At 73.0% G+C, this 24,387-nt stretch carries 22 protein-coding genes; 10 read left to right on the top strand and 12 right to left on the bottom strand.

What is annotated here, in order from left to right:
* Window positions 1-149 precede the first annotated feature (149 nt).
* Entirely contained in the window at window positions 150-974 is an 825-nt protein-coding gene (locus FGW37_RS29295) for a PLL family lectin (RefSeq protein WP_179083826.1), read from the bottom strand.
* Window positions 975-1,886: 912 nt separating this feature from the next.
* Here FGW37_RS29295 and FGW37_RS29290 point away from each other — a divergent pair.
* From FGW37_RS29290 to FGW37_RS29255, 8 genes are all read left to right on the top strand, one after another.
* Window positions 1,887-2,084 (top strand): hypothetical protein, encoded by a 198-nt coding sequence (locus tag FGW37_RS29290; protein WP_179083825.1) that lies wholly within the window; start codon window positions 1,887-1,889, stop codon window positions 2,082-2,084.
* A gap of 144 nt (window positions 2,085-2,228) precedes the next feature.
* Complete coding sequence (locus FGW37_RS29285) at window positions 2,229-2,789, top strand: MauE/DoxX family redox-associated membrane protein (protein ID WP_179083824.1); 561 nt, start codon at window positions 2,229-2,231, stop codon at window positions 2,787-2,789.
* Between the two features lie 20 nt (window positions 2,790-2,809).
* Window positions 2,810-3,364 carry a TlpA family protein disulfide reductase gene (locus FGW37_RS29280; protein WP_179083823.1) on the top strand — a complete coding sequence of 185 codons (555 nt, stop codon included), beginning with the start codon at window positions 2,810-2,812 and terminating at the stop codon, window positions 3,362-3,364.
* Window positions 3,361-5,376, top strand: a complete 2,016-nt coding sequence (locus tag FGW37_RS29275; protein ID WP_179083822.1) for an ABC transporter ATP-binding protein — start codon at window positions 3,361-3,363, stop codon at window positions 5,374-5,376. Before FGW37_RS29280 ends, FGW37_RS29275 begins: the two co-directional genes overlap by 4 nt.
* Complete coding sequence (locus FGW37_RS29270) at window positions 5,373-5,864, top strand: S26 family signal peptidase (RefSeq protein ID WP_179083821.1); 492 nt, start codon at window positions 5,373-5,375, stop codon at window positions 5,862-5,864. Before FGW37_RS29275 ends, FGW37_RS29270 begins: the two co-directional genes overlap by 4 nt.
* Window positions 5,865-6,158: 294 nt before the next feature.
* A complete protein-coding gene (locus FGW37_RS29265; RefSeq protein WP_246430620.1) occupies window positions 6,159-6,803 on the top strand; it encodes a hypothetical protein in 645 nt (214 codons plus the stop codon).
* A gap of 93 nt (window positions 6,804-6,896) precedes the next feature.
* Complete coding sequence (locus FGW37_RS29260) at window positions 6,897-8,714, top strand: hypothetical protein (protein ID WP_179083819.1); 1,818 nt, start codon at window positions 6,897-6,899, stop codon at window positions 8,712-8,714.
* Window positions 8,715-8,718: 4 nt separating this feature from the next.
* Window positions 8,719-9,156, top strand: coding sequence for a DUF5955 family protein (locus FGW37_RS29255; RefSeq protein ID WP_179083818.1), 438 nt, complete (start codon window positions 8,719-8,721; stop codon window positions 9,154-9,156).
* A gap of 50 nt (window positions 9,157-9,206) precedes the next feature.
* Here FGW37_RS29255 and FGW37_RS29250 read toward each other — a convergent pair whose 3' ends face one another.
* Entirely contained in the window at window positions 9,207-9,713 is a 507-nt protein-coding gene (locus FGW37_RS29250; protein WP_246430619.1) for a DUF3515 domain-containing protein, read from the bottom strand.
* Window positions 9,714-9,864: 151 nt separating this feature from the next.
* Between FGW37_RS29250 and bla the strand changes: the two genes are divergently transcribed.
* The gene (gene bla / locus FGW37_RS29245; RefSeq protein ID WP_246430618.1) at window positions 9,865-10,779 is read left to right on the top strand and encodes a class A beta-lactamase; all 915 of its coding nucleotides are present in this window, start codon (window positions 9,865-9,867) and stop codon (window positions 10,777-10,779) included.
* 28 nt (window positions 10,780-10,807) lie between these two features.
* Here bla and FGW37_RS29240 read toward each other — a convergent pair whose 3' ends face one another.
* From FGW37_RS29240 to FGW37_RS29225, 4 genes are all read right to left on the bottom strand, one after another.
* Window positions 10,808-11,707: a universal stress protein gene (locus FGW37_RS29240; RefSeq protein WP_179083816.1), complete on the bottom strand. Its 900-nt coding sequence runs from the start codon at window positions 11,705-11,707 to the stop codon at window positions 10,808-10,810.
* A 183-nt stretch (window positions 11,708-11,890) separates the two neighbouring features.
* On the bottom strand, window positions 11,891-13,927 hold the full coding sequence (locus tag FGW37_RS29235) for a M6 family metalloprotease domain-containing protein (RefSeq protein WP_218650612.1): 2,037 nt from the start codon (window positions 13,925-13,927) through the stop codon (window positions 11,891-11,893).
* A gap of 195 nt (window positions 13,928-14,122) precedes the next feature.
* The gene (locus FGW37_RS29230; protein WP_179083815.1) at window positions 14,123-14,578 is read right to left on the bottom strand and encodes a hypothetical protein; all 456 of its coding nucleotides are present in this window, start codon (window positions 14,576-14,578) and stop codon (window positions 14,123-14,125) included.
* A gap of 92 nt (window positions 14,579-14,670) precedes the next feature.
* Window positions 14,671-15,834, bottom strand: a complete 1,164-nt coding sequence (locus FGW37_RS29225; RefSeq protein WP_179083814.1) for an AAA family ATPase — start codon at window positions 15,832-15,834, stop codon at window positions 14,671-14,673.
* Between the two features lie 153 nt (window positions 15,835-15,987).
* Between FGW37_RS29225 and FGW37_RS29220 the strand changes: the two genes are divergently transcribed.
* Window positions 15,988-16,971 carry an NAD(P)/FAD-dependent oxidoreductase gene (locus FGW37_RS29220; RefSeq protein WP_218650611.1) on the top strand — a complete coding sequence of 328 codons (984 nt, stop codon included), beginning with the start codon at window positions 15,988-15,990 and terminating at the stop codon, window positions 16,969-16,971.
* A gap of 122 nt (window positions 16,972-17,093) precedes the next feature.
* On the opposite strand, the gene FGW37_RS29215 is transcribed toward FGW37_RS29220, so the two are convergent.
* The 6 genes from FGW37_RS29215 to FGW37_RS29190 all read right to left on the bottom strand — a co-directional run bounded on the left by FGW37_RS29215 (window position 17,094) and on the right by FGW37_RS29190 (window position 24,373).
* Window positions 17,094-18,005, bottom strand: a complete 912-nt coding sequence (locus FGW37_RS29215; protein WP_179083813.1) for a DODA-type extradiol aromatic ring-opening family dioxygenase — start codon at window positions 18,003-18,005, stop codon at window positions 17,094-17,096.
* Between the two features lie 12 nt (window positions 18,006-18,017).
* The gene (locus FGW37_RS29210; RefSeq protein ID WP_179083812.1) at window positions 18,018-18,992 is read right to left on the bottom strand and encodes a quinone oxidoreductase family protein; all 975 of its coding nucleotides are present in this window, start codon (window positions 18,990-18,992) and stop codon (window positions 18,018-18,020) included.
* Window positions 18,992-20,860: an asparagine synthase (glutamine-hydrolyzing) gene (gene asnB / locus FGW37_RS29205; RefSeq protein WP_179083811.1), complete on the bottom strand. Its 1,869-nt coding sequence runs from the start codon at window positions 20,858-20,860 to the stop codon at window positions 18,992-18,994. The genes FGW37_RS29210 and asnB overlap by 1 nt, the downstream gene beginning before the upstream one ends.
* Before the next feature lie 15 nt (window positions 20,861-20,875).
* Window positions 20,876-22,387 (bottom strand): 4-hydroxyphenylacetate 3-hydroxylase family protein, encoded by a 1,512-nt coding sequence (locus FGW37_RS29200; RefSeq protein ID WP_179083810.1) that lies wholly within the window; start codon window positions 22,385-22,387, stop codon window positions 20,876-20,878.
* Entirely contained in the window at window positions 22,384-23,280 is an 897-nt protein-coding gene (locus tag FGW37_RS29195) for a TauD/TfdA dioxygenase family protein (protein ID WP_179083809.1), read from the bottom strand. The genes FGW37_RS29200 and FGW37_RS29195 overlap by 4 nt, the downstream gene beginning before the upstream one ends.
* A 61-nt stretch (window positions 23,281-23,341) precedes the next feature.
* Window positions 23,342-24,373 carry an L-tyrosine/L-tryptophan isonitrile synthase family protein gene (locus FGW37_RS29190; protein WP_218650610.1) on the bottom strand — a complete coding sequence of 344 codons (1,032 nt, stop codon included), beginning with the start codon at window positions 24,371-24,373 and terminating at the stop codon, window positions 23,342-23,344.
* Between the last annotated feature and the right edge of the window lie 14 nt (window positions 24,374-24,387).

The following is a 24,387-nucleotide window of genomic DNA, read 5'->3' as shown; positions in this document are numbered from 1 at the left end:
CCGTGCAGAGCAAGGCGGTCTCGAGGAGTGCAGGACGACACCCGAAGCGGGACTTAGCTTAGGCTAACCTAACCTGCATCGGGCAAGTGATCGACTTCGTTCGACGGAAAGATCACATCGGCGGGGTCACGCGGTGGCGGACCCGCACTTCAGTCGCACCGAGGCGTGGCGCAGAGCTGCCACTGTGAGGGCCACCACCCGCTGGGTATCCCGTCGTTCGGAGCCGCTTCGGTGATCTGCCAGTAGCGGTCGCGATTCCACTCACGGGCCGTCACCTTCAGCCGCCGGTCGGGCAGTTCCGTGACGGTGCTCGGCTGCCCCAGGCCGGCGTCCGTCGCGGGCACCTTGCCCATGGCCTCCGCCGGGCGCCAGACGCCGTCGGAGCTCAGCTGAGTGCGCGACTCCATGGAGCGGTCCGGCTTGCCGGAGGAGGACGCCATGGCTATGAGCGTGCCGTTCGACCTTTTGAAGAGCGTGAGGAAGCCGTGGTACGGGGACGGCCGAAGACCGAAGTTCTCCGGGGTGGACCACTGCCCGCCCGCAGGCCCCTGCACGGAGTGGCAGAAGCCTCCGTGGTCGAGCCAGAACACCTCCAGCCCGCCTGCCGCGTTCTCGACGGCGGTCACGAAGCTCGCCTTGGGGCCGACCGTGCCCGCACTGACCCGCTCCCAGGCCCCGTAGGAGCCTCCGGGCGCCGACTGCGCGCGGTGCCACACGAACGGCAGGCCTTGGGTGGCACTGGAGTCGTAGAACACCTGGAACTGATCGACGCGGCCGTCGGCGCGGGGAACGGAGACCGGGCTGCCGGACGCACCGGTGGCGTCCCCCTGCGCGCCGAGGTCCATGCTGCAGCCGCCCGACACCGCGGGGGCGGTCTGCGCCGCGGGGGCGGCAGGCGCGGCGACCAGAGCTCCCGCGCAGGCGACGGCGAGCGCGACAGCAGCACGAGTGACACTCCGGAAGGCTCTCCCCATGAGCGAACACGTACCCCACGCAGGTCACTTCACACACACGTTCGCGTTCCGCTCGCCCACCACGGGAGCACCACACCGCGGATGCGCCCCGGGCGTGCCCCGGGCGGCGGGCCGGACAGAACCGGCCTCGGCACGACCGGTCGCCCGCCTGCCCGCGCCGCCGGGCAGAACGCGACGTCACCACCGCTGCGGACGCCGAAGCCGGGCACGCTCCGGCCCGCCGTGCCCTGGCCGCACCCGCCCGGCAGGGGCCCGATTCCCGGGACGGACACCGCCACACCCGGGCATGACAACGGCACGTGCGACCGCACGGACTACGAGGAACAGGGGCCGGACGTCGACATGCCGTCCGCCGCGGCGTCTCCGCACGCGACGCGAGGACCGTAATGAAGGCCTGAACGAAGCCTGGGCGCCGGACCTACCACGCCCCGCAAGGAAGCGGAACCACCTCCTCGGCCCCTTGTGCGCCGGTGCGCAACCGTCGGCCGGAATGCACCTCTCCCACTTCCGCGGCCGCCGCCCGCCGGTGGCGGAGATGCACGGCGCGCACCGACGCTGGCCAGTGCGCACCCCGGCCGCGTGCACGGAGGCGTGGATTCGGCGCGGGCAGAGGAATCTGCCGGTCCGGGCAGGGGTGCAGCAGGCCCGGCCGCTCGCCCCGCTCCACGGACCCGTAGACCGGAGCCGTACCCCCGGCAATCCGCAAGAGCCGCTTCACGCCACCCGGACTTCGCCCCGGCCGTCCCGGCCGATGGGCCCACTCGGCCGGAAACTGCACTATCCGCCCCGCCACGGCCCGATGAGACTCGACCGGCGTAAGCACCGGGCCCCAACCCGGTACCCCGGTTCACACCCGATCCGATCAAGCCCGGTCACGTCCGGTCAAGTTCTGATCATGTGAGGAGTGTGTCGATGTACGCAAAGCTCACCGAGCTGGGCAGTCGCCTGCTCGGGAAGTTCGTGCCCGAGATCGATGCCGCGGCGGCCGAGCTCCTGGCCTGCGGTAACTACCCGGCCTGCTGGCAGTGCAGCGGCAAGTGCGGCTACAACGCACCCTGCTGGGCCTGCTGCAACTCCAACGGCTGCCCGACGATCGTCTGTCAGTGCTAGCGATCGCGAGCACAGCAGCGAGAACAGCAGTGAGAACAGTGCCGAGAACAGCACTCTCCTGCCGACCGGTTGAAAGAGCCGGCCGGCGATGACGAACCGCCCCGACCGGGAACGTCACGACGACAGCCGGAGGAGGAAAACCAGGTGGGCTATCTGGCGATCGGAATCCACTGTCTGATCGGCGTGGTCTTCTTCGCCTCGTCCCTCGGCAAGTCAGCGGGGCGAAGAGCGTTCGACCGGTTCGTGGTCTCGGTGGAGGGCATGCGGATCATGCCCTCACGCCGGGCCCGGTCGGTGGCCCGGGCCGTGGTGGCCGCCGAGTGCGCGGTGTGCGTGAGCCTCGCCGTGCCGGTGACGGCCGCCACGGTGGCGGGACTGGTGATCGCAGCGGGGCTGCTGGCGGTCTTCACGGCCGCCATCGCGGTCTCCGTACGGCGGGGAGTGCGTACGCCCTGCCGGTGTTTCGGCGCCTCGGCGAGCCCGCTGGGGCCGAGACACATCGTGCGCAACCTCGCCCTCACGGCCGCGGCGGTCACCGGCACGGCGGCCGTCGCCGCGCCCGGGGCGATCACTGCGGGCGGCGCCGCCGTGGCGGTGCTCGGCGGCCTGCTCCTGGGCGGGCTGGTCGCCGCGCTCGACGACATCCTCGATCTGTTCCGGCCCGCCCTACTGACTCCGAACCAATTCCGAACCGACTCCACGTGATCCCAGAGGAGACGACTTCCATGCCCGTCCTGATCGCGGCGGTGGTCCTGGTGGGACTGCTCTGTACGCTGGACCTGATCCTCACCCTGGGGGTGATCAAGCGGCTGCGGGACCACACCGCGATGCTGTCCAAGATGGCCGACGGCAACGCGCCCGGCAGACCGCCCGTCATCAAGGTCGGCGAAGAGGTGGGCGAGTTCCAGGCCGTCTCCGTCGACGGCGAGGTGCTGACCCGCGAGTCGCTGTCGGGCGACACCCTGGTGGCGTTCTTCTCCCCTAACTGCGGCCCGTGCCACGAGATGCTGCCGAAGTTCGCGGAGTACGCGCGGATGGTGCCCGGCGGCCGGAAGCAGGTGCTGGCCGTGGTGGTCGGCACGCCCGAGCGGGCCGAGGGGCAGGTCGCCGAGCTGAGCCCGGTCGCCCGCGTCGTGGTGCAGGGCAGCGAGCCCGTCATGACCGACGCCTTCCAGATCATGGGGTTCCCGACGCTGCTCGAGGTCACCTCGGACGGCGCCGGCAGGCCCGTGATCGCGCGCAACAACGTGAACGTGGATTCCCCCGTCGTAGCCGCATGAACGGGCAGGACCACGGCCGGCGGCAGGCGGCACCCGGTCCGGGCCCCGCACCGGACCCGGGCCCCGGCCCCGCACCGGGCCCCGCACCCTCCCCCGGGGCACCGGAAGGGCCGGGGCCCGGCCCTTCCGGTGCCGCCGGCTTCCCGCCCGCACCCTCCGGCGGCCTCCTGGTCACCGCCCGCCGGATCACCGCGGCCGCCGCGCTGGTGGCGAGCGCGGCGCCCGCGGCCCTCGCGTGCTACCTGGTGCTGACGCTGCTGGCCGGCGCCCTCCCCGTGGTCACCGCCTGGCTGACCAAGCTGATGCTCGACGGGCTGGGTTCGGGTGCCTCGCTCGGCACGCTGGTGGGCCTGGGCGCGGGCCTCGCCGCGGCCGGGACCGTCATCGCGGTCGTACCGCAGATCAGCCAGTACCTGCGGCGCGAACTCGACCGCAGGGTCGGACTGCTCGCCGACGACCGGCTGTTCACGGCCGTGGAGGGCTTCGCCGGCCTGGGCCGCTTCGAGGACCCGCGCTTCCTGGACCGGCTGCGGCTCGCGCAGAGCTCCGGCGGGGGCATGCCCAACCAGGCAGTCGACGGAGCCGTCGGCATCGCCCGCAGCGCTCTCACCATCGGCGGGTTCCTCGGCTCCCTCTCCCTGCTGAGCCCGTGGATGACCGCCCTGGTGGTGGGCGCCGCGGTACCCACGCTGGTGTCCGAGGTCGCGATGGCGCGGCGCAAGGCGCGCACGCTGTGGGACGTCGGACCGGTCGAGCGCCGGCAGATGTTCTACAGCGAGCTGCTGTCGAGCGTGGAAGCGGCCAAGGAGATACGGCTCTTCGGCACCGGTGCGTTCCTGCGGGGGCGGATGCTGGCCGACCGGCGTACGGCCGACGCGGCCAAGCGTGCGGTGGACCGGCGGGAGGCCGTCGTCCAGTCCGGGCTCGGGCTGCTGGCCGCGCTCGTCTCCGGCGGCGGACTGCTGTGGGCGGTGGGTGCCGCGCACGCCGGCACCCTGTCGGCGGGCGACGTCGTCATGTTCGTGGCCGCGGTGGCGGGCATCCAGGGCGCGCTGGCCACCCTGGCGAGCGAAGTGGCCCGCTCGCACCAGGCCTTGCTGATGTTCGACCACTACCTCGTGGTCGCGGGGGCCGGTCCGGACCTGCCCGTGCCCCTGCAGCCGGCCGCACTGCCGCCGCCGGCCCGCGGCATCGAGCTGCGCGACGTGTGGTTCCGGTACTCCGAGGAGCACCCGTGGGTGCTGCGCGGCGCCAGCCTGCACCTGCGCCACGGCGAGGTGCTGGCCCTCGTCGGGCTCAACGGCGCCGGCAAGTCCACGCTGGTGAAGCTGCTGTGCCGGTTCTACGATCCCGAGCGCGGCGCGATCCTGTGGGACGGCGTGGACATCCGTACGGTCGACGTGGCGGAGCTGCGGCGGCGTATCGGCGCGGTGTTCCAGGACTACATGCACTACGACATGACGGCGGCGGAGAACATCGCCCTCGGCGACCTCACGGCCCTCGGCGACCGCCCGCGGATCGAGGCGGCCGCGGAGCGCGCCGGCATCCACGCCAAGCTCACCGGCCTGCCGTACGGGTACGACACGCTGCTGTCGCGGAGGTTCTTCATGGAGTCCGACAAGGACAACCCGGAGACCGGTGTGGTCCTCTCCGGCGGCCAGCGGCAGCGGCTCGCGCTCGCCCGCGCGTTCCTGCGGGACCAGCGCGACCTGATGATCCTCGACGAGCCGTCGGCGGGGCTCGACGCCGAGGCGGAGCACGAGATCCACACCGCGCTGCGGCGCCACCGCGGCGAGCGGACCAGCCTCCTCATCTCCCACCGCCTCGGCGCGGTGCGCGACGCCGACGTCATCGCCGTCCTGGAGGACGGCCGCGTCGTGGAACAGGGCCCGCACGCCGAGCTGATCGGCTCAGGCGGCCGCTATGCGCGCCTCTTCGCCCTCCAGGCCGCGGGCTACCGGGCCGTCACCGATGCCGGGAGCGAGCCCGCGTACACCGGGGAGCCCCGGTGACGGCCGGGCCCGCGCTGCGGCGGCGGCTGCGCGGCGCGGCTGCGGTCGCGGCGGGCGCGGCGCTGGGTGCGGCCGTGTGCCTGACGCGCGGCCTGGTCGTGGTCACCGTCCGCGGCACGAGCATGGCGCCGGCCTTCCGGGACGGCGACCGCGTCCTGGTCCGGCGCGGCCCGCGGCCGGCCGTGGGCCGCGTCGTGGTGGCCGAACGGCCCGCGAGCGGCGGCATGTGGCCCCGGCCGCCGGTGCGCGCCGGGGCGGGCGCGGCCGGCGTCCACGGCCGCGACTGGCTGATCAAACGCGTGGCCGCGCTCCCGGGCGACCTCGTCCCGCTCGACTGCGTCCCCGCCCTGGCCACGGCGCCCGAGGAGCGCGTACCGCCGGGCAAAGTGGTCCTCCTCGGCGACAACGGCGGGGTGAGCTTCGATTCGCGGGAGGTCGGTTACTTCCCGCTGGAGCGCGTCCTGGGAACGGTGCTGCGCCGGCGGTGACGGGACGACGACAGGAGGCCGGCCTGCCGGATTTCCCCAGGAGTTGACAGTGTGCGCCGACCGCACGACAGTGCGGAAGAGCGACGGGGGAACGGTATGGCCCAGGACGACGACGGCGCACCGATGCGCTGGGACAGCGAGGCTCGCCGGGGCGCGGGCGGTTGGGTACCGGTGTCCGGGGGTTCCGCTCGGGCCGGGGGCGCGGCGGATGGCGGCGGTCCTGCGCCACCGGGTGCCCGCGGGCCGTCCGGGGCCGTGTCACGAAGATTCGTCCTGCCGGCGGCAGTCGGTGCGTTGACCTCGGCGGTGGTCGCCCTGGTCGTGGTCAAGGCCTTCTTCCCGGGCTCCGAGGCCGGCCCCGGGCCGTCGCCCGGCGATCCGTCGGCCTCGTTCGCGGCACAGAGCGCGACGCAGAGCGCGACGCAGAGTACGGCACGGACCGAGGGGCGGCATCCCTCCTCGCCCTCGCCGGCGCCGCCCGCCACGGGACGGGCCCCGGCCGCGGCCCTGGATGCGCTGCTGACGAAGAGCGCGGCGGACCGCGAGAAGGTCACCGACGCGGTGAACGCCGTCGAATCGTGTGTCTCCGCTGCGGCCGTCGCAGCAGCCGGAGCCGGCCTGGACGCGGCCGCCGTCCGGCGTGACGGGCTGATCGAGGACCTGTCGCGGATCGCCGTGGAGGAGATCGAGGGCGGGCAGGCCGCTGCGGAGGAGCTGCGGACCGCGTGGCGGCGCTCGGCGGAGGCCGACCGCGCGTTCGCCCGGTGGGCGCGGGATGCCGCGGGCTGCTCCTCCGGCAGCGTTCCCCACGGCTCCGCGTACGACCGCGGGGTGGCGAGCAGCGGCCTCGCGACGCAGGCCAAGCAGGAGTTCCTGCGGACGTGGGCGCCGATCGCCGGCCGGTACGGGCTGCCGGTACGCGACCACACCCGTATCTGACGACCCGGCAGCCCCCCTCCGTCCGCACCCTCCTTCCTCCGCCCCTGTTTCCCCTGTCCCCCTGTCCACCCCGACGGAAGGGTCCTCCCGACGATGAGCCAGCAGGATTCCCAGACCCCGCTCCGCCAGCTCATCGAGGCGCAGGCGGGCAGCCGCCCCGGTGATGCCACCGCCTACCTGCGCGGCGCGGCCCACCTCGACCGTGACTTCCGCGACGCGGTGATCGCGGAGCTCGCCGAGAACCCGTACCGCGTCCCTCCGCCCGCCTACGGGGTGGACCTCGTGGCCGTGCTCAAGGAGTGCTTGGTGGCACGGCGCCGGGCCGCGCTCCGCGGGGCGCTGATGCTCGCCGTTCCGGTGCTGTTGCTCCCGGTCGACGCGGTGGGCGTGTTCCTGTGCGTCGGCCTGGTACTGGTCGTACGCCTCCTCCGGCTCGCGGCCCGCGCGATGGCGAGTACCACGCAGCGCGTCGCCGGCACGGCGGCTCGCGACCGGTCCGGCCCTGTCACCCGCCTGCTGACGGGGCTCATCGGGCTGGCGATCGTCGCCTTCCTCGGCGCCCGGCTCCTGAGCGGGGTCGGCCCTCTGCTGTCGGAAGTCGTGCAGCCTCATCTCCCGGCGATACTCCTGGTCTTCGCCCTCTGGACGGCGATCGCGGCAGTGGACGCGTACCTCAGGACGTCCCTGCTGCACCTCCTCGCCACCGGCCGGGCCCCGGAACACCCCGACGGGCAGGGCTCCACCGCGGCTCGCATCGCACAGCTGAGACGCCAGCAGGCCGACCCCGACGTCATCTACAGCGACTACGCGCCCTTCGTGGGAGCGGGGGTCGAGGTGGACTCCTGGTCCTTCGCGATCGAGCTGATCCCCCGGACCGGCCGGGCCGTGCCCACACTCCGCTTCCCGCAGCCCGTGGCCGCCCCGGCGGGCACCGGTGCCGCGCCGGACGCCGCCGGCTTCACCGTCCCCGCGGTGCACGCGCGCATACGGGCCGAACTCCTGCGGCTCGGCGCGGGCGGGGAGTATCCCGGCGACCGGCTGCACGGCATCCACGTGGACGACTACGTGATGAAGGGCGGTCTGAGACTGGGCCCGGCGGCGGACTGGAGCGGCACCGGGCCCGGCACGGCGTTCGCGCGCATGGCGCCCTTCGCCCGGCGCTCGGCCGCCGAACGGCTGCAGCTCGCACCGGGCGTACCGGCTCCCCCGACCTGGTGGCCCGACAGCCTGGACCTGGCCGCCGAGGAACGGCTGCGGCACTATCTGACGACCCGGGTGGGCAGCTGGGAGGACGAGGTCGTCCTCACCGTCTTCAGCCGGGTGCAGCTGCAGGGCGGCCTGCTGTTCCTGGAGTCCCGGGCCTTCCTGCTGCCGCCGATCGCCCGCGCGTACCACGAGATCGACAAGGTGATGCCGCCGTCCGGCGCCTCGGACTGGCTCTCCCTGGCGGGCGACGCCCTGGCAGCCGCCTTCCGGCTGGCCGGGGACGCCCCGCGCGACCTCATCGCCATCCCGCGGACGGCAGCGCGCACCGCGCGGAGCCGGTCCTGGTACGGGCGGATGTGCCGCACCGACCGCGTCGTCGACCACGGGCCCCGGTACTCGGTCCGGGAGCTGGCCGCGGAGCCCGAGTACCAGCAGCTGTTCCAGGAGATGGACGCCCAGCGGTTCCTCAAGAGCATCAAGACCCGCACGCTGACGGCGGTGCGCGGCAGCCTGCGGGACGCGGGATACCGCACGGACGAGTACGACGCGCGCGCCAACGTCGTCTTCGACCGCTCGGTGCACGTGCACGGAACCGTCACCGGGAACGTCCAGACGGGTGACGGCGCGAACGCCACGCACCAGACCGTCACCACGCCCCGGCCCCACGTCGGCCCGAGCCCCGGCGGCGCTTCTTCAGGGAGTTGACACGATGACCTCCACCCGGCGGGACGGGAACGGGGACGCGCCCCGGGACCACACGCGCGGCATCGTCATCCACGGGACCTTCAGCGGCAACGCGCAGACCGGCGACCACGCCGGGGCGGAGTACGTCCACCACGCGGCGGGGTCCGGTGGCCGGGATGCGGAGTCCGCCGAGGTACGGGAGCTGCGGCAGGCCGTGGAGGCCCTGCGCGCCCAGCTCGCGTCTCTGCCGACCGGCTCCTCCGGCGGCGGCCTGCCCTCGCCCGCCGTCCAGGCCGCGCAGGCCGCGCTGGACGAGGTGGACGACGCGCTGCCGACGGCCGACGAGCCGGCGCGGGGGCGGATCCAGCGGGCGGTGTACGCGGTGACGGGGGCCCTGGCCTCGGCGGCGTCGCTCGCCGAGGGGGTCAGGGCGCTGCGGGAGGCGGCGGCTCCATGGTTCTGAGAGCCCGGCCCGGCCCGCCCGGCCCGTAGCCCTCAACGTCAGGTCCAGGGTTAGACATACCCTTCGGGGATGGTCGCACTGATGATCGCGGCCAGCTCGGTGAGGACGGTCTGCCCGGTCCCGTCACCGCCGTACTCCTTCGGCACGAACACCTCCACGAAGGCGGCGCGGTGATTGGCCACGCAGCGAACACTGCCGCCGGGCAGCTGCTCCACGAACCACCTGATGCCGCCGATCTCCCACGCAGGGGCGTAGCGGTCGAAGCTCTCGGAGCCCACCGTCAAGACCTCGGGGCGCGGTATCCCGCAGCGCAGCACGACCGCCGGATCACCCCAGCCCGCGGTGAACTCCGAGACGGGACGGGACGTCCCCCGCTCCAGCCCCGCCAGGGCATCGGGCAGCTCCGCGTGCAGCGCGCGGCAGTGAGCGGCCTGCTGTCCCGTCGGCCTGGGCACGGCACGGGCTGCGGCGCCACTCGTGGACGACGATCCGGCGGCGGCGAGCAGCGCCACGACGACGGGCAGACCGTATAACCGGCGGGTCCAAGGCTGCTGCACCGGGCTCTCCTTCGTATGCACGAGTGCGCATCCGTGCCCACCAATGAGGCTGAACAGCCCTGAAGTGGAACCAACCGCACCATCAGTGGCGTATTGACTGTCGACCAGGCCGTGCAAGTCACGCCATGCAGGACACAAGGAGAATACGATCTTGAAGAGCATAGGTGCACAGCCCTCTCGCCGCTCTGTTCTCACCCTCGGTGCCGGTACGGCGCTGGCCGCCGCCATGGCCACGGGCGGGACGGCCTACGCATCGACGCCCGCCGGGGACCGGATCTTCCGTCAGCTGCGCGAGCTGGAGCGCGAGCACTCCGCACGCCTCGGGGTGTTCGCCCGCAACACGGCCACCGGCAAGACCGTCGTCCACCGCGCCGACGAGCGCTTCCCCATGTGCTCGACGTTCAAGACGCTCGCCGTCGCGGCGGTCCTGCGGAACCTCGACCACGACGGCACGTTCCTCGCCAAGCGCATCCGGTACACGGCCGAATACGCCAAGGCCTCCGGTTACGACAAGATCACCGGCCGGGAGGAGAACGTCGCCAACGGCATGACCGTCGAGGAACTCTGCGGCGCCGCCATCTCCTACAGCGACAACGCCGCGGCGAACCTCCTGCTCACCGAGCTGGGAGGCCCGAGCGCCGTCACCCGCTTCTGCCGCTCGGTCGGCGACGGCACCACCCGGCTCGACCGGTGGGAGCCCGAGCTGAACTCGGCGGAGCCCGACCGGGTCACCGACACCACCACTCCCCGCGCCATCGGACGGACCTACGCGCAGCTCGTCCTCGGCAGCGCGCTCGACCCGGCGGACCGCAAGCGGCTGACCGGATGGCTGCTCGCCAACACCACCAGTGACCAGAAGTTCCGCGCAGGCTTCAAGGGCTGGACCGTCGCGGACAAGACCGGCGCCGGGAGCTACGGCACCAGCAACGACGTGGGCGTCGTATGGACCCCGAAGGGGGCGCCGGTCGTCGTCTCCGTTCTCACGACCAAGCACGAGCCCAAGGCGGCGGGGGACGACGCGCTCGTCCGCAAGGCCGCCGAGCTCCTGGCTCCCGTCCTCGCCTGACGGCCCGCGGCCGGGCCCCGCGCCCGCCTCAGGGCTGCGGGACGACCGCCACCGGGCACGGGGCGTGGTGCAGGGCCGCATGGGCCACATGCCCGATCCGCTGGGGGGCGTGCGGCCCGGAGGCGTGCCGCCCGACGACCAGGAGGGCGGCGCGTTCGCAGGCGGAGAGCAGCACCTGCGCCGCGCTCCCCAGTTCGACGTGCTCGACGACGTGGACCTGCGGATGGCGTTCCCGCCACGGCTGGAGGGCGTCGGCCAGCCGCTGCCTCTCCAGCGGTTCGAGGCCGCCGGCCTCGTCGGCCAGCCGCATGGACGCCGGGCTCCAGGCGAACACCGGGGGGATCGAGCAGGCGCGTACGGCGCGCAGGCTCGCTCCCCGCGCGGCCGCGGCCGCGAAGGCGAACTCCAGGACGGCTCCGGCCTCCTCCTCCGCCCCGGGCACGCCCACCACGACCTCGTCCGAAGCAGGAACGGGCCCGGCGGCCGGCTCCCCCCGGCCGCCGGCCTGGTCACCGTGGCTGCGCACGAGCACGACCGGCCCCCTGGCCTGCCGCAGCACGTGCAGGGCGATGGAGCCGAGCAGATAGCCGATCAGCGCTCCGTGCCCGCGCGAGCCGAGCACGAGCATGTCGGCTTCGGTCGCCTCCGCGACCAGGGCGGGGACCGGATCGGCGGGCAGGAGCCGGGCCGTCACCGGCACGCCGGGGCACCGGGCGGTCACCCGGGCCCGGGCCTCGCGCAGCAGCGTCTCGGCCCAGCGCTGCTGCACCTCGGTGTCCGCGGTGACGGGCAGGTCCAGCGGCTGCCACACCCAGGCGTGGACGAGGCGCAGCTCCATGTCCCGGCGCTCCGCCTCGGCGGCGGCCCAGTCCGCGGCGGCCTTGCCGTGCTCGCTTCCGTCCACGCCAACGGTGATCACGCCGGACACAGAGCCTCCATGGGGCGGGCGACGGTTTCTCGTTGTGGCCACTGTCCGGCCTGTCCGCCACTGTGGCAGGGACCGCAGGCCGCGGCCACACGGACGAGTGACTCCGTCCGGCGTGGTGCAGTACGGCGTCCCCGGCCCCCGCTTCACGCAGGCAGGTCCCCTGTCAGGGGAGATTTCGCCTGATCAGGTGGACCTGCCCGGCTTCGTCAGCGAGCACGTGGCCCTGGCCGTCTTGTTCGGGTCGCTCTCCGAGCGCGCGGTGAGGGTGACGGCGCCCTTCCGGTCCGCGCCCGGCCTGGCCGTGACGGCGACGTCGACGGGCACCGAGGAGCCGGAGGCCGCAGCGGTCAGGCGGTTGGGAAGCCAGGCGGACCAGCCGCGCCCGGAGGCGGTGGCGGACAGCCGGTAGACGTCGGAGGACCGCACGGGGTCACTCTGCGGGGCGACTTCGCCCGTGTTGGCGAGGTCGAAGGTGCACACGGCCCGTCCCTTGGCAGGGTCGCTCTTCACCGTGCCGCGGCCGAGTGCGAGCCCGCGCGCCTGCGGCCCCGCGCCGTCCAGGGACTTGACGCCGATGTCGTAGGAGAGCACGCCGGTGGCGTCGCGCTGCACGTTCAGGACGTAGAAGTGCAGCCGGTTGGCCTGGTCGACGTACTCGTAGGAGCTGCCGGAGTCGGCGCCCGCGTGGAAGAGCGCGTCACTGAGCTGCCGGTAGTCCCCCATGGTGATCTTCTGCGGGGTGCCGTCGGGGCGGGTGAAGTCCAGCAGGCCGATGTCCTCGGGGTGCGCGTCGATCACCCAGGCGAACGGGGCCCGGTCCGCGTTCTTGGTCTTGCTGAGCAGGACGCCGCTGTCGGGGGTGAAGGAGTCCATGCCCATGCGGTCGACGACCTCGACGGTGTAGTTGTCGTAGCCGCCGCCGTCGCACAGGGGGTCGGTGGTGCGGTCGCAGGCCGGGGACAGGTCGCGGCCCATGGTGATGTTGACGCCGGTGAGGCCCTTCTCGCCGGGCGGGGCCGAGCGTGCGGTGACGCGGGCGACGACAAGCCCGGAGTCCTTGAGGGCGTCGCGGTCGAGGCGCAGGACGTTCTTCTCGTCGACGATGCCGAGCTTCATCTTGTCCCGCAGGACGTGCTGGGCGCCCATGGAGCCGCCGGCGGCGGCGGGTATCTGCCAGCGGGTGTGCGGGCCTCCGGGGCCGTTGAACGAACCGCGGGAGAGCATGCCCCAGATGCCGGTGTAGGAGCGGCTGAGCGGGGTCCCGTAGGGGTTGTTGTAATTGTCGCCGATGCCCAGGATGTGGCTGAGTTCGTGGGCGAACGTGGCCATGCCGGAGCTCTCGGCCTGGGTGGAGGAGCCGTTCGCCGCGTTGGGCCAGATGCGGGCGGCCGCCTGCCAGGAGGTCCAGGGCACGTAGCGGGTCCTGGCGGAGTTGAGGCCGGAGGCGATGGGCGACGGCGGCCCCCAGGCGGCCGGCACGTCCCGTTCGGAGCGGAACTTCATCTGCCCGAACTCCTGCCAGGCGGAGGACTCGTCCACGCCGGCGGTGAGGTAGAAGACGAAGTCGAACTCGCCGGCCTTGTCGGCGCCCACCTCGTCGACCCAGGCCCGTTTGCCGTCGGCGCGGATGTCCTTGCCGCAGGTGTCGCCCACGGGGCACGCGCCGGGGTTCATGCCGGGCTCGATGCCGTACTGGTACGACTTCCACGGCATGCGGTACACGCCGAAGGAGGTCAGTCCGACGCCGACGCGGCCGCCGGAGTCCTCCATCCAGTACTCGTTGATGGTGTGGCCGTGGTTGAGCGCACCGGGCTTGTTGAGGAAGTCCTCGTAGAACTTCGGGACCTGCGCCCGGGGGATGCCGGACGCGCTGGGCAGCGGATTGCCGAACCGCGCGGCGCCGGCCGGCTTGCTGACGGAGAACTCCTCGTCGGGGTAGTCCAGGAGGACCAGGGCCCCCTTGAACTTGCGCTGCGTGGGCTTGCGGTCCGGGTCGGCCCAGTTCGTGCCGGGGACCGACCGGTACTCGGCCCAGGTCATGTCGTCGGGGTTGCGCCAGTGCTGCGGATCGAGCGGCTGGACGAGGGGTTGCGGCTTCCGGGATGCGGCATCGGGCGTCGCCCGGGCGGGGCCCGCGGCGACGGCGGCCACGACGCCGAGGAGGAGGGCGACGACGCTGAGTCGACGCAGTCGACGGACGCGTCTGCGGCGCAGGAACACGGCTCACCTCTTGAATTGGCAAGTTCATGACAAGCGCTCAGCGCTCATGCCGAGCGCTGTTTCGAGTGTGCCTAGCGGGGCCACGGTAGAGCCGGGGGCGGCAGCGACGCCAGAGTGCCTACGAGTTCCCCGTGGCGTCTCTGCGTTGCCCGTGACGGTCCGGGCCGCGCGGGCGGCCCGGATCCGACGGCGGGCTTACGGCACCACGATCCGGTAGGCGCAGAGCCCGAGCACGCCGAGCACACAGGCGATCACCACCCAGGAGCCCAGGCCCGTATGGCGGCGGCTCCCGCCGCCGGACCGCGCCTTCGCGGACCGGCGGCCCTTCGCCGGGCCCGAGCCCGGAGCCGGGGGTGCGGGGGCGGCGGCGGTGTCGGCGAGGAGACGGCGGCAGGCCGCGGCCAGTTCACCCGTGCCCGCCGACAGCGCCACGACCGCCTCCGAGCGCGCCGGGGCGGTGGTGCCGCCGTCGAGGATGCGGCCCGCGCGCACGAGTATCTCGTCGGCGCCGGCCGCCGGGGCGAGGCTGATCCAGCGCTGGACGTGCTCGCCCCGGATCACCACCTCCCCCGACCGGTCGCGGTAGACGATGTACTCCCGCCACAGCAGCCCGGCCAGCTCTTCCGCGGTCTCTCTCAGTCTCGCCCTCATGTGGTTCCCCCCACGGTTCAGGGCTCACGGCACGGCGCGGCCCACCCAATCGAACAAACGCCGCATTCTAGCTGCGGGGACTGACAGCGGCGTCAGCGCTTGGGCCAGTGCCACAGCGGCTCGTCGAGCAGGCTTTCGCGGCCTGCGACGTCCGTCTGTCCGAGGGCGTCCTTGACCAGGGCGATCGAGTTGACGTCCAGCCTGTGGCGCCGGGCGCCGGCGCGGAGGGCGTCGGCCAGCTCCGGGGCGTGGGTGACGACCACGATCTGGGTGTCCCGGGTCGCGGTGAGGATGAGGTCGGCCAGCGGGGGCAGCAGGTCGGGGTGGAGGCTGGACTCCGGCTCGTTGAGGACGAGCAGCGCGGGCGGGCGCGGGGTGAGCAGCGCTGCGGTCCACAGCAGATAGCGCAGCGTGCCGTCGGAGAGCTCGGCCGCGCCGAGCGGGCGCAGCAGGCCGCGCTGGTGCAGCTTGAGCTCGAACCGGCCGCCCTCACTGACGACCTCCACCCTGCTGCCGGGGAACGCCGCATCCACGGCGGCCTCCAGCGCCTCGTGGTCGCCGATCTCACGGATGGTCTGCAGGGCGGCCGCCACGTCCGATCCGTCGTGGCCGAGCACCGGCGTGCGGGTGCCGATCCGGGCGCTGCGGGCCGGGGCGTGCGCATCGGTGCGCACGTGGTCGTAGAACCGCCAGGAGCGCATGTGCTCGCGCAGCCGCAGCAGGTCGGGGGCGAGCTGCGGGTCGGCGAGCTCGCTGAGCATGCTGTCGTAGGGGCGGACGGCGTTCACCGAGTCGTGCCAGCCGCCGTTCGCCGTGCGGGTGCGCACGGCGGGCCCGGAGCGGTCGGAGAGCAGTGCGGCCGGGCGCAGCACGGGGCCGGCCCAGGTGCACTCCCGCTTGATCTCGGGGTCCAGGTTGAACATGGACGGCGCGCCCGTACTGCCGGAGGTCGGTATCGGGTGCCCGAAGTCCACCGCGTAGCCGAATTCGTCCCCGGCGAACCCGAGCCGGAGGCTCGCAGCCGGGGAGCGCCCGCCGCCCTTCCGCTCCCCCGCCCACAGCGTCGAGGCCAGCCCGCCCTCACGCGCCAGCGCCGCGACCGCACCCCCGCGCGCCGAGTCGGCGAGCAGCCGCAGGGCCCGGTAGAGGCTGGACTTCCCGGTGGCGTTCGCCCCGGTGATCACGTTGAGCCGGTCCAGGGGGACGATCAGCCGGCGCAGGGATCGGTAGTTCTCGACGGCGACAGTGGTGAGCATCGGACCTCTCGGCGCATCGCGGTGGATCTTTCGTTCAGTGTGCCAAGGGGGTCTGACACCGGCCCGGCGCCGCTGCCCGCTTTTGCGGAAATAGCAAGGAGGTTTGCCGCTCTCCTTCGCCCGGGTGCACGGTCGGTGCCAGGAGGTATCACCATGCACGAGGCAAAGACCGACCCGGCGGCGGACACGACGAACGCGACGGACACGACGGACATGACGGAAGACGTCCTGGTGATCGGCGGCGGCGCCGGCGGGCTGAACGCCGCGCTCGTCCTGGCCAGGGCCCGCCGCCGGGTCCTGGTGGCCGACGCGGGCAGGCCGCGGAACGCGCCGGCGCGGGAGATGCACGGGTTCGTCTCCCGGGACGGCACCCCGCCGGCGGACCTGCTGGCGGCAGGCCGGGCGGAGGTCGAGCGATACGGCGGACGGTTCGTCGCGGGCGAGGTCTCCGCGGTGCGGCGGGACGGCCGGGGCTTCGCAGCAGAGGTGGACGGCCGCACCGTGCGGGCCCGCCGCGTGATCGTGGCGACCGGCCTGCGCGACGAGCTGCCCGGCGTGCCCGGTCTGCGGGAGCGATGGGCCCGGGACGTGCTGCACTGCCCGTACTGCCACGGCTGGGAGGTCCGTGACCGGCCGCTCGGCGTGCTCGGTGCGCCCGGCCGGCAGGCGCAGGCGGTGCACCAGGCGCTGCTGGTGCGGCAGTGGTCGGACGACGTCACGTTCGTCGTCTCGGCGACGGCCGGGGCGCTGGACGACGCCAGTCGCCGCAGGCTCGCCGCACGCGGCATCCGCATCGTGGAGGGCGACGTCACCGGCCTGCGGGTCGAGGGCGACGAGCTGCGCGGCCTGCGGCTGGCGGACGGGACCGGCGTGCCGCTGTCCGCGCTGTTCGTGTCGCCCCGGCCCGTCCCCCACGACGCGCTGCTCGCCGGCCTGGGCTGCGAGCGCGATGCCGGCGGCCGGGTCCGGGTGGACCCGGCCGGGCTGACGAGCGTGCCCGGCGTGTGGGCCGTCGGCAATGTCGTCGATTTCGGCGCCCATGTGGTGGTCGCGGCCGCGGCCGGGGCGAAGGCCGCGCTCGCGGTGAACACGGACCTGATCGAGGAGGACATCGAGGAGGACATCGAGAGGGCATAGAGGAGGCATAGAGGGGGGATGGAGAAGGACCGGCTCCGGACGGGACTACAGCCCCCTCAGCTCCCCACGTTCACCGTGAACGGCCTGTCCCCGGGCCTGCCGGCGAGGTGCCGGCCGGTCCTTCACCTTCCCCCGCCGCCGGCCGGCAGGTCGAACCAGAGGTGGACCTGGCCGGTCCCGATCCCGTTCTCGTACGCGCCGAACCGGCGCCCGCGCGCCGCGCACGCCTCGCCGCCCAGGGCGCCCGCCAGCATCAGGTAGTGGCCGAACCGCGCCTCGGGTGCGTACCGCAGGTACTCCGGCATGGTCCGGATCACCTGGTCGTGCCGGCCCGCCTCCAGCCACGCGATCCGCTGTTCGTCCGCCGCCCGCGCCTCGGCGGTGACGATGTTGGCGGGGTCTCCGGCCATGCGGTTGCGCAGTTCGGCCAGCGGCCAGAAGCGGTGGGAGAGACCGCCCGAGGCGAGCAGCAGCACCTTGTGGTCGAGGCCGCCGACGGCCTCCCCCACGGTCCGGCCGATCCTGAGGAAGTCCTCGGTGGTCGCCGTCCGGCAGACGGAGACGGACACCCAGGGCTTACCGCCGGCCGTGCCCGCGCCGGCGCCCTGTCCGAGGTACGTCCAGAGGTTGAGGGTCGCGTAGTGGATCGGCAGATACGGGTCGTCGTTGGCGGCGATCCACACCTTCCTCTCCTCCGCCAGGGCGGCGACCGCGTGGGCCAGTTCCGGGTCGCCGGGCAGGTCGTACGGGAGCCGGCTGATCGCGCCCGGCATCTCGTCGGAGGTGAACAGGCCCGTACGGCGCGGGTGGGCGGTGATGACGGCCTCGGTGGTCGTCCCCCAGTGGGAGTCGAAGACCACGACGGTGTCGTACTCCAACGGGTCTTCCGCCGGGTCGATCACCTCGCGCCGGAGTTGCTCCAGGCCGGTCGCGAGCGTGAAGTCGCTGCCGCCGTTGGCCTCGATGCGGGCGGGCTCGGGGAACATGATGACGGGCGCGTGCGAGAGCAGGCCCGCACCGGTGATGTCGCCCATGGGCGGTCTCCTTTACGGGATGAGGAGGAGCTTTCCGGAGGTGCGGCGGGAGGCCAGGTCGGTGTGCGCGCGGTGCGCCTCGGCGAGGGGGTACGTGCCCGCGACGGTGAACGTCAGCGTGCCGTCGGCGATGCCCCGGAACACCTCGCCCGCGCGCCGTTCGAACTCCTCGGCGGTGGCCCGGAAGTGCTCCAGGTAGGGCCGGGTGAGGGTCAGCGAGCCGCCCCACAGCAGCCGCATCACGTCGACCGGCGGCACGGCGCCGCTGGCACCCCCGAAGAGGACCAGCGTGCCGCGGGTGCACAGCGAGGCGAGGCTCGCGTCGAAGGTGGCGGCGCCGACGCCGTCGTAGACCGCGTGGACGCCCTCCCCTCCGGTGAGCGCGCGGACCTCGGCGGCCGGGTCGGCGGTCTCGGTGTAGCGGACGACCTCGTCGGCGCCGTTGGCGCGGGCGGTGCGTTCCTTCTCCTCCGTGGAGACGGTGCCGATGACGCGGACGCCGCGCCGCTTGAGCATCTGGGTGAGCAGCAGGCCGACACCGCCGGCGGCGGCGTGGACGAGGACCGTCTCGCCCTCCCGGGCCGGGTAGGAGTCGTGGGCGAGGAAGTGGGCGGTCATGCCGTGGACGAGCACGCCGCCGGCCGTCCGCAGGTCGATGGCGTCGGGCACGACGATGGCCTTGTCCTCGGGCACGAGGACGCGTTCGGCGTAGCTGCCGAGCACGGTCGTCCAGGCGACGCGGTCACCGGGCGCGAAGCGGGTGACGCCGGGGCCGACGGAGCGGACGATGCCGGAGCCCTCCTCGCCGGGCACGCAGGGGACGGGCAGCGGGTAGCGGCCCTCGCGCCGGTAGAGGTCGATGAAGTTCACTCCGGCCGCGGCGAGTTCGACGAGGATCTGTCCTTCGCCGGGCTGCCCGGGATCGGGTTTCTCGACGTAGAGCTGGACCTCGGGTCCGCCGGTCTCGCGGATCTCGATCGCGTGCATCAGTGCGTTCCCTTCACATCGGTCAGTTCGACGTCGTACGTGCGCAGCCAGTCGTCCATCCGGACGGTGGACTCCACGAGGATCCGTTCGAACTCGGACAGGCTGCCGGTGGCCGTCTTGGCGGTCATCCGCCGCACCGCGTCGCCGTCGAGGAACGGGCTGAGCGGTGCGTCCCGGTCGCCCGCCGCGGTGGCGAGGCCGGTGATGAGGGACCGGTCGTAGGCGGGGTCCTGGATGGACGGGTAAGCGGCCTTCTTGCGGCGCAGCACCGACTGCGGCAGGAGGTCGGAGGCGGCTTCCCGCAGCAGCGCCTTCTCCTGGCCGCTGAAGGTCTTCATCTCCCAGGGGATGTTGAAGACGTACTCGACGAGGCGGTGGTCGCAGAACGGCACCCGGCCCTCCAGGCCACTGGCCATGCCCATGCGGTCCTTCTTGTCGAGGAGAATGGGCAGCCAGCGGGTCAGGGTCAGGTAGCCCAGTTCGCGGGTGCGCCTGTCCCGGGCGCTCTCCCCGTCGAGGACGGGGACCTCGGCGAGCGCCGTGCGGTAGAGGTCGGCCTCGTACTCCGCCAGGTCGATCCCGTCGACGAACCAGGGGTGGAACAGCGACCGGGGGTCGAGGCCGCGGTGGGCGCCCAGCTTGAGCCAGGGGAAGGTGTCGGCCTTCCGCGCCTCGGGGTCGGAGAACCACAGGTAGCCGCCGAAGACCTCGTCCGCGCCCTCTCCGGAGAGCGCCACCGTGGCGTGCTGCCGGACGGCGGCGAAGAGCAGGTACAGCGAGACGTCGAGGTCGGCGAAGTTGAACGGCAGGTCCCAGGCGCCGAGGACGGTGCGGCGGACGGCCGGGTCGAGCAGGCGGGTGCGGTCGAGGACGATCGCGTGGTGGTCGCTGCCGACGTGCCGGGCGACTTCGAGGGCGTACGGCCCGTCGGGGGTGGGGCGGATGGCGTCGGCCCGGAAGTTCTCGGTGTGGCCGGTGAAGTCGACGGAGAAGGTGGACAGGCGGTCGCCGCCGGCGGCGCGCGCCCGGGCCGCGAGGGCGGTGACGGTGCTGGAGTCGAGCCCTCCGGACAGCAGGGAGACCAGGGGCACGTCCGCGGCCATCTGCCGGGGGACGATGTCGTCGAGCAGGTCGCGGACGGTGGCCACGGTGGTGGGCAGGTCGTCGGTGTGCGGTCGGGACTCCAGGGCCCAGTAGCGCTCCTCGGTGATCCCGTGGCGGCCGGCCCGCAGCAGGTGGCCGGGCTTCAGTTCGCGCATGCCGCGGAAGGGCACGCGTCCGGGGGTGCGCAGGAACAGCAGCGCGTCGCACAGCTCCTCAGCGGAGGCGCAGGCGTCGGCCAGGGGGTTGGCGAGGACGGCCTTGGGCTCGGAGCCGAAGAGCAGGCCGTCGGCCGTGGGGTGGTAGAAGAGCGGCTTGACGCCCAGCCGGTCCCGCACCAGGAGCAGCTCCTCGCGGGCGGTGTCCCAGATGGCGATGGAGTACATGCCGTTGAGGCGGCGGGCGAAGTCCGTGCCCCACTGCAGGTAGGCGCGCAGGGCCACTTCCGTGTCACTGCGGGTGGTGAACCGGTGCCCGAGGAGGACGAGTTCCTCGCGCAGCTCGCGGAAGTTGTAGATCTCGCCGCCGTAGGAGATCACGGCGCGGGGCCGGTCCCCGGGGCCGGGCTCCGGGGTGCGCATGGGCTGCGTCCCGTGCTCGAGGTCGATGACGGCGAGCCGCCGGTGTCCCAGGGCGGCGTGGGTGTCCAGCCATACGCCGCGGGCGTCCGGCCCGCGCGGGGCCAGGGTGTCGGTCATGGCGTCCACGGTCCGCTGTTCGGCCGTGAGGTCGCGGGTGAAGGCGACCCAGCCGGTGATGCCGCACATGTGCGTGCTCCGTTCTCAGTCGGTGTGGGCGGGGTCGCGCCAGGGGCCCCGGCGCCAGCCGTCGATGTCGTAGTCGTCGAGGCAGTCCTGGACGAGCGCCTCGTAGCGAGCGAGGCTGCCGCGCCCGGTCGCCCAGCGGAGCGCGTCGAGACGGACCTGCTCCCCGTTGCCCGAGTAGTTGCGCTCGTACAGCTCGTGCCGGCCGCCGAACTCGGTGCCGATCGCGTCCCACACCAGCTTGAGGAGCTTGATCCGGTCGAGGGCGGAGGTGTCCGCGCCGCGGTAGAAGCGGTCGATGAGCGGCCGCAGTTCGGGGTTGGCCAGGTCGCGGGCGCTGGAGGGAACGGCGAGGGGCGCTCCGCCGAGCGTGGTCTCGAACAGCTCGTGGACGCGGTCCCACACCTGGGCGTTGTACATCCGCATCGCGGAGGCGTGCTCCAGCCGGGGCACGACCGTGCCGCCGCTGCCCGGCTCGGGGTCGTGGGCCATGGCCGAGGTCAGCGCCCACACCATGTCCCGCATGGTGACGACCTCGCCCACGGCCGCCTGGACGCCGCGGAACTCGTCGGTGCCGTTGGCCCGGGTGCCGCGGGCGAGCAGCCCGGCCATGAGCTCCAGCTTCACGCTCAGCCGGACGCCGGACTGGAAGTTGTACAGGTTCGGGAAGCCGGAAGTGGCGTAGAAGCCGGTGGCGCGCCGGACGTCCCGGTGGACGAGGACGTCCTCCCAGGGGATCAGCGCCTCGTCGAGCAGGAGCACGCTGTCGTTCTCGTCGAAGCGGCTGCTGAGCGGGGCGTCGAAGGGGCTCCCGGCGTGCTGCGCGTAGGGGGTGCGGCAGATGAGCTTCACGCCGGGGTTGTCCATGCGGACGAAGAAGACCAGGGCGAAGGCCTCCGCCTTGCCGGGCGCGAGGGCCGCCGAACCGACGGGGGCGACGAAGCCCGCATTGGTGATCGCCGACCCCGTCGCCAGCATCTTCGCCCCGCTGACCACGACGCCCGCGTCCGTCTCGCGCACGGCGTGCACGAACACGTCCTCCATGTCGTGGATCGCCCGCTTGCGGTCCACGGGCGGGTTGATGATGACGTGGTTGAGGTAGAGCGCCTTGCGGGCGAACTCGGTGTACCAGGCGGTGGCGTTGGCGGCGTACGGGCCGTAGTAGTCGGCGTTGACGCCGAGGCCGGCCATGAAGGAGGCCTTGTACTCGGGGGTGCGCCCGAGGAAGCCGTAGCTCATCCTCGCCCAGGTGGCGATGGCCTCCCGGGCCTCCACCAGCTCGGCCGCCGAACGGCTGGGCTTGAAGAACTTGTGCGTACGGATGCCCGTAGCCTCGTCGACGCCGGTGAGGACGCCGGAGGTGGCCGGGTCGTGCAGGGCGTCGTAGAGGCGGGCCACCGACAGGGCGGAGTTGCGGAAGGCGGGGTGGCGGGTGACGTCCTTGACGCGGTCCCCGTTCAGATACACCTGGCGGCCGTCGCGCAGGCTCTCCAGGTACTCGTCACCCGTCATGAGGCTGCCGGTGGTCATCGCACCAGCCCCGGGTTGTCCAGCGCCGGGGTGCCGAGCACCTGGACGCGGCGCAGGTGCCGGGGGGCGCCGCTGGTGAAGGCGTTCCGGCCGTGCAGCAGCGTGTAGTTGTCGGCGAACACCATGTCGCCCGTCCGCCAGCTGTGGGCGTAGAAGTGCGCCGGGTCGTACAGCGCGGCCCGCAGGCTGCGGTGCATCTCGGCGATCCCGTCGTCGGGCAGGCCCGTGAACTGCAGGTCGGGGTGGTTGACGAAGCCGGCGTCGTCGGCGGCGGTGGGCTCGTTGTAGCGGACGACCGGGGCGCCGTGGACGGGGTGCGCGGTCACGACCGGCGAGACGGTGACGCTGTTGTAGAACTCCATCGCGCGGTGGTACGTGCCGGTCACCTGCGACCACTGGGCGACGGTCCGCGGGTCGGTGCGCTCCAGCACGGCGGTGGTGTGGGAGAAGGTCGTCTCGCCGCCGTTGCCCGCTCCGGGGGCGTGCACGCACTGGAAGACCTGGAACTCGGGTATCTGCTCGCGGTACATGCCGTCCCAGTGCATGGGCATGTAGCTGGAGTCGAAGATGTGGTCCTCGGGCTCGTCCTGCTCGACGAGTTCGAGCACGGTGCCGAAGGGCCACACGCTGGGCTCGCCCCAGCGCTCGCAGTAGGCGGAGAGCTCGTCCGGACCGTCGAAGGAGTCGAAGTCGCGCAGCAGTACGAGGTGGTGCTCGCGGACGAGGGAGCGCAGCGGTGCGACGGGCAGGTCGCGGACGTGCAGGCCCGGCTCCAGCGCCCGTATCGCCAGGCCGAAGGGTTCGATCGGCGCGACGGCGTAGCGGAGGTCGGTGAGGACGTCGTCCACGGCTGTGGCCGCGTCGTGCTCAGTGGTCGCGTGCTCAGTGGTCATGGGAGCTCTCCTGTGGGGATGAGAGGAGTGAGGGGGGATACGCCGGATGTGCGCCGGGCGGTTACGCGCAGGCCTGGTTCCAGGGGTCGCGGTGCGCGGGCGGCGGACCGGGGACGGCGGCGGACCGGGGTACGGCGGGCAGGGTGGCCGGCTCCAGCACGTAGTGGCTGGGGCTTCCGGCCACGAAGACCAGCTCGGCGCCGGCCTCCTCCGCCTCCGCGCGCTTCATGAGCGTGAAGCGCCCGCCGGAGGCGACCGCGACGCTGTGCCAGGGCGTCAGCCAGGTGTCGGGGGTGTCGGCGAGCAGGATGCCGATCTTTCCCGCGCTGCACGGCTGCGGGTGGATGGACAGGCGGATCGCCGTGGGGAAGAGCTGATCCAGCAGGTTTCCCCACGCCCGGCTGCGCTGGATGACGCGGTACGCGAGGTCGCGGCACTTGCGCTGCAGGGCGGAGCGGGTTCCCGTGTAGCCGGGGCCGGACAGGTCCTCCAGCATGAAGCGGGTGATGCCCCGGTACATGGCGAGCGGGGCGCCCCCGGCCCGCACCTCCTCGCGCAGTTCGTCCGGCGTCGGCGCGTGGCCGGCGGAGAGCATGCTGCGCATGTCCTCGTGCCCGGCGCCGCGGTAGACGTCGTCGAGGCTGAACTGTTCGAGGTGGGTGGCGCCGATCCGCTTGATCATCGTGTCGAGTGCGCGGGCGTAGGCGGTGACGTCCTCGTCGCTCACGCCGAGCAGGTCGTTGAAGACCCGCCCGTCGGAGCAGATGAGGATGGCGGCTCCCGGCGCGTAGACCTCGCCGATGCGCTCGCACAGCGAGTTCAGGAAGCGCAGGGCGAGTTCCTCGGCCAGGTCCGGCAGGGGGCCGAGCACCTTGGCCGGGTTCGGGGACTTCGTGGGGAAGGCCGGGAGAACGAATTCGATCCGCCGGCCGGCCTCCATGGCGCTGCGCACCGCGTTCAGGTGATGCCTGACGCACCGCAGGCAGACCCGCCCGGTGCATCCGCCCTCCCGCATTCTGCGCTGGTGGGACAGGACCTCCCGGATGACTTCTACAGCGGCCAGTTCGATATCGGGTGCGGCCGGTTCGGACACCGCGCCTCCCTTCG

The organism is Streptomyces rectiverticillatus, from assembly GCF_013394065.1.
GTDB classification, from domain to species: Bacteria; Actinomycetota; Actinomycetes; order Streptomycetales; family Streptomycetaceae; genus Streptomyces; species Streptomyces rectiverticillatus.
Note: the sequence above shows the minus strand (reverse complement) of the source record. Positions and strands in the feature narration are given on the sequence as shown.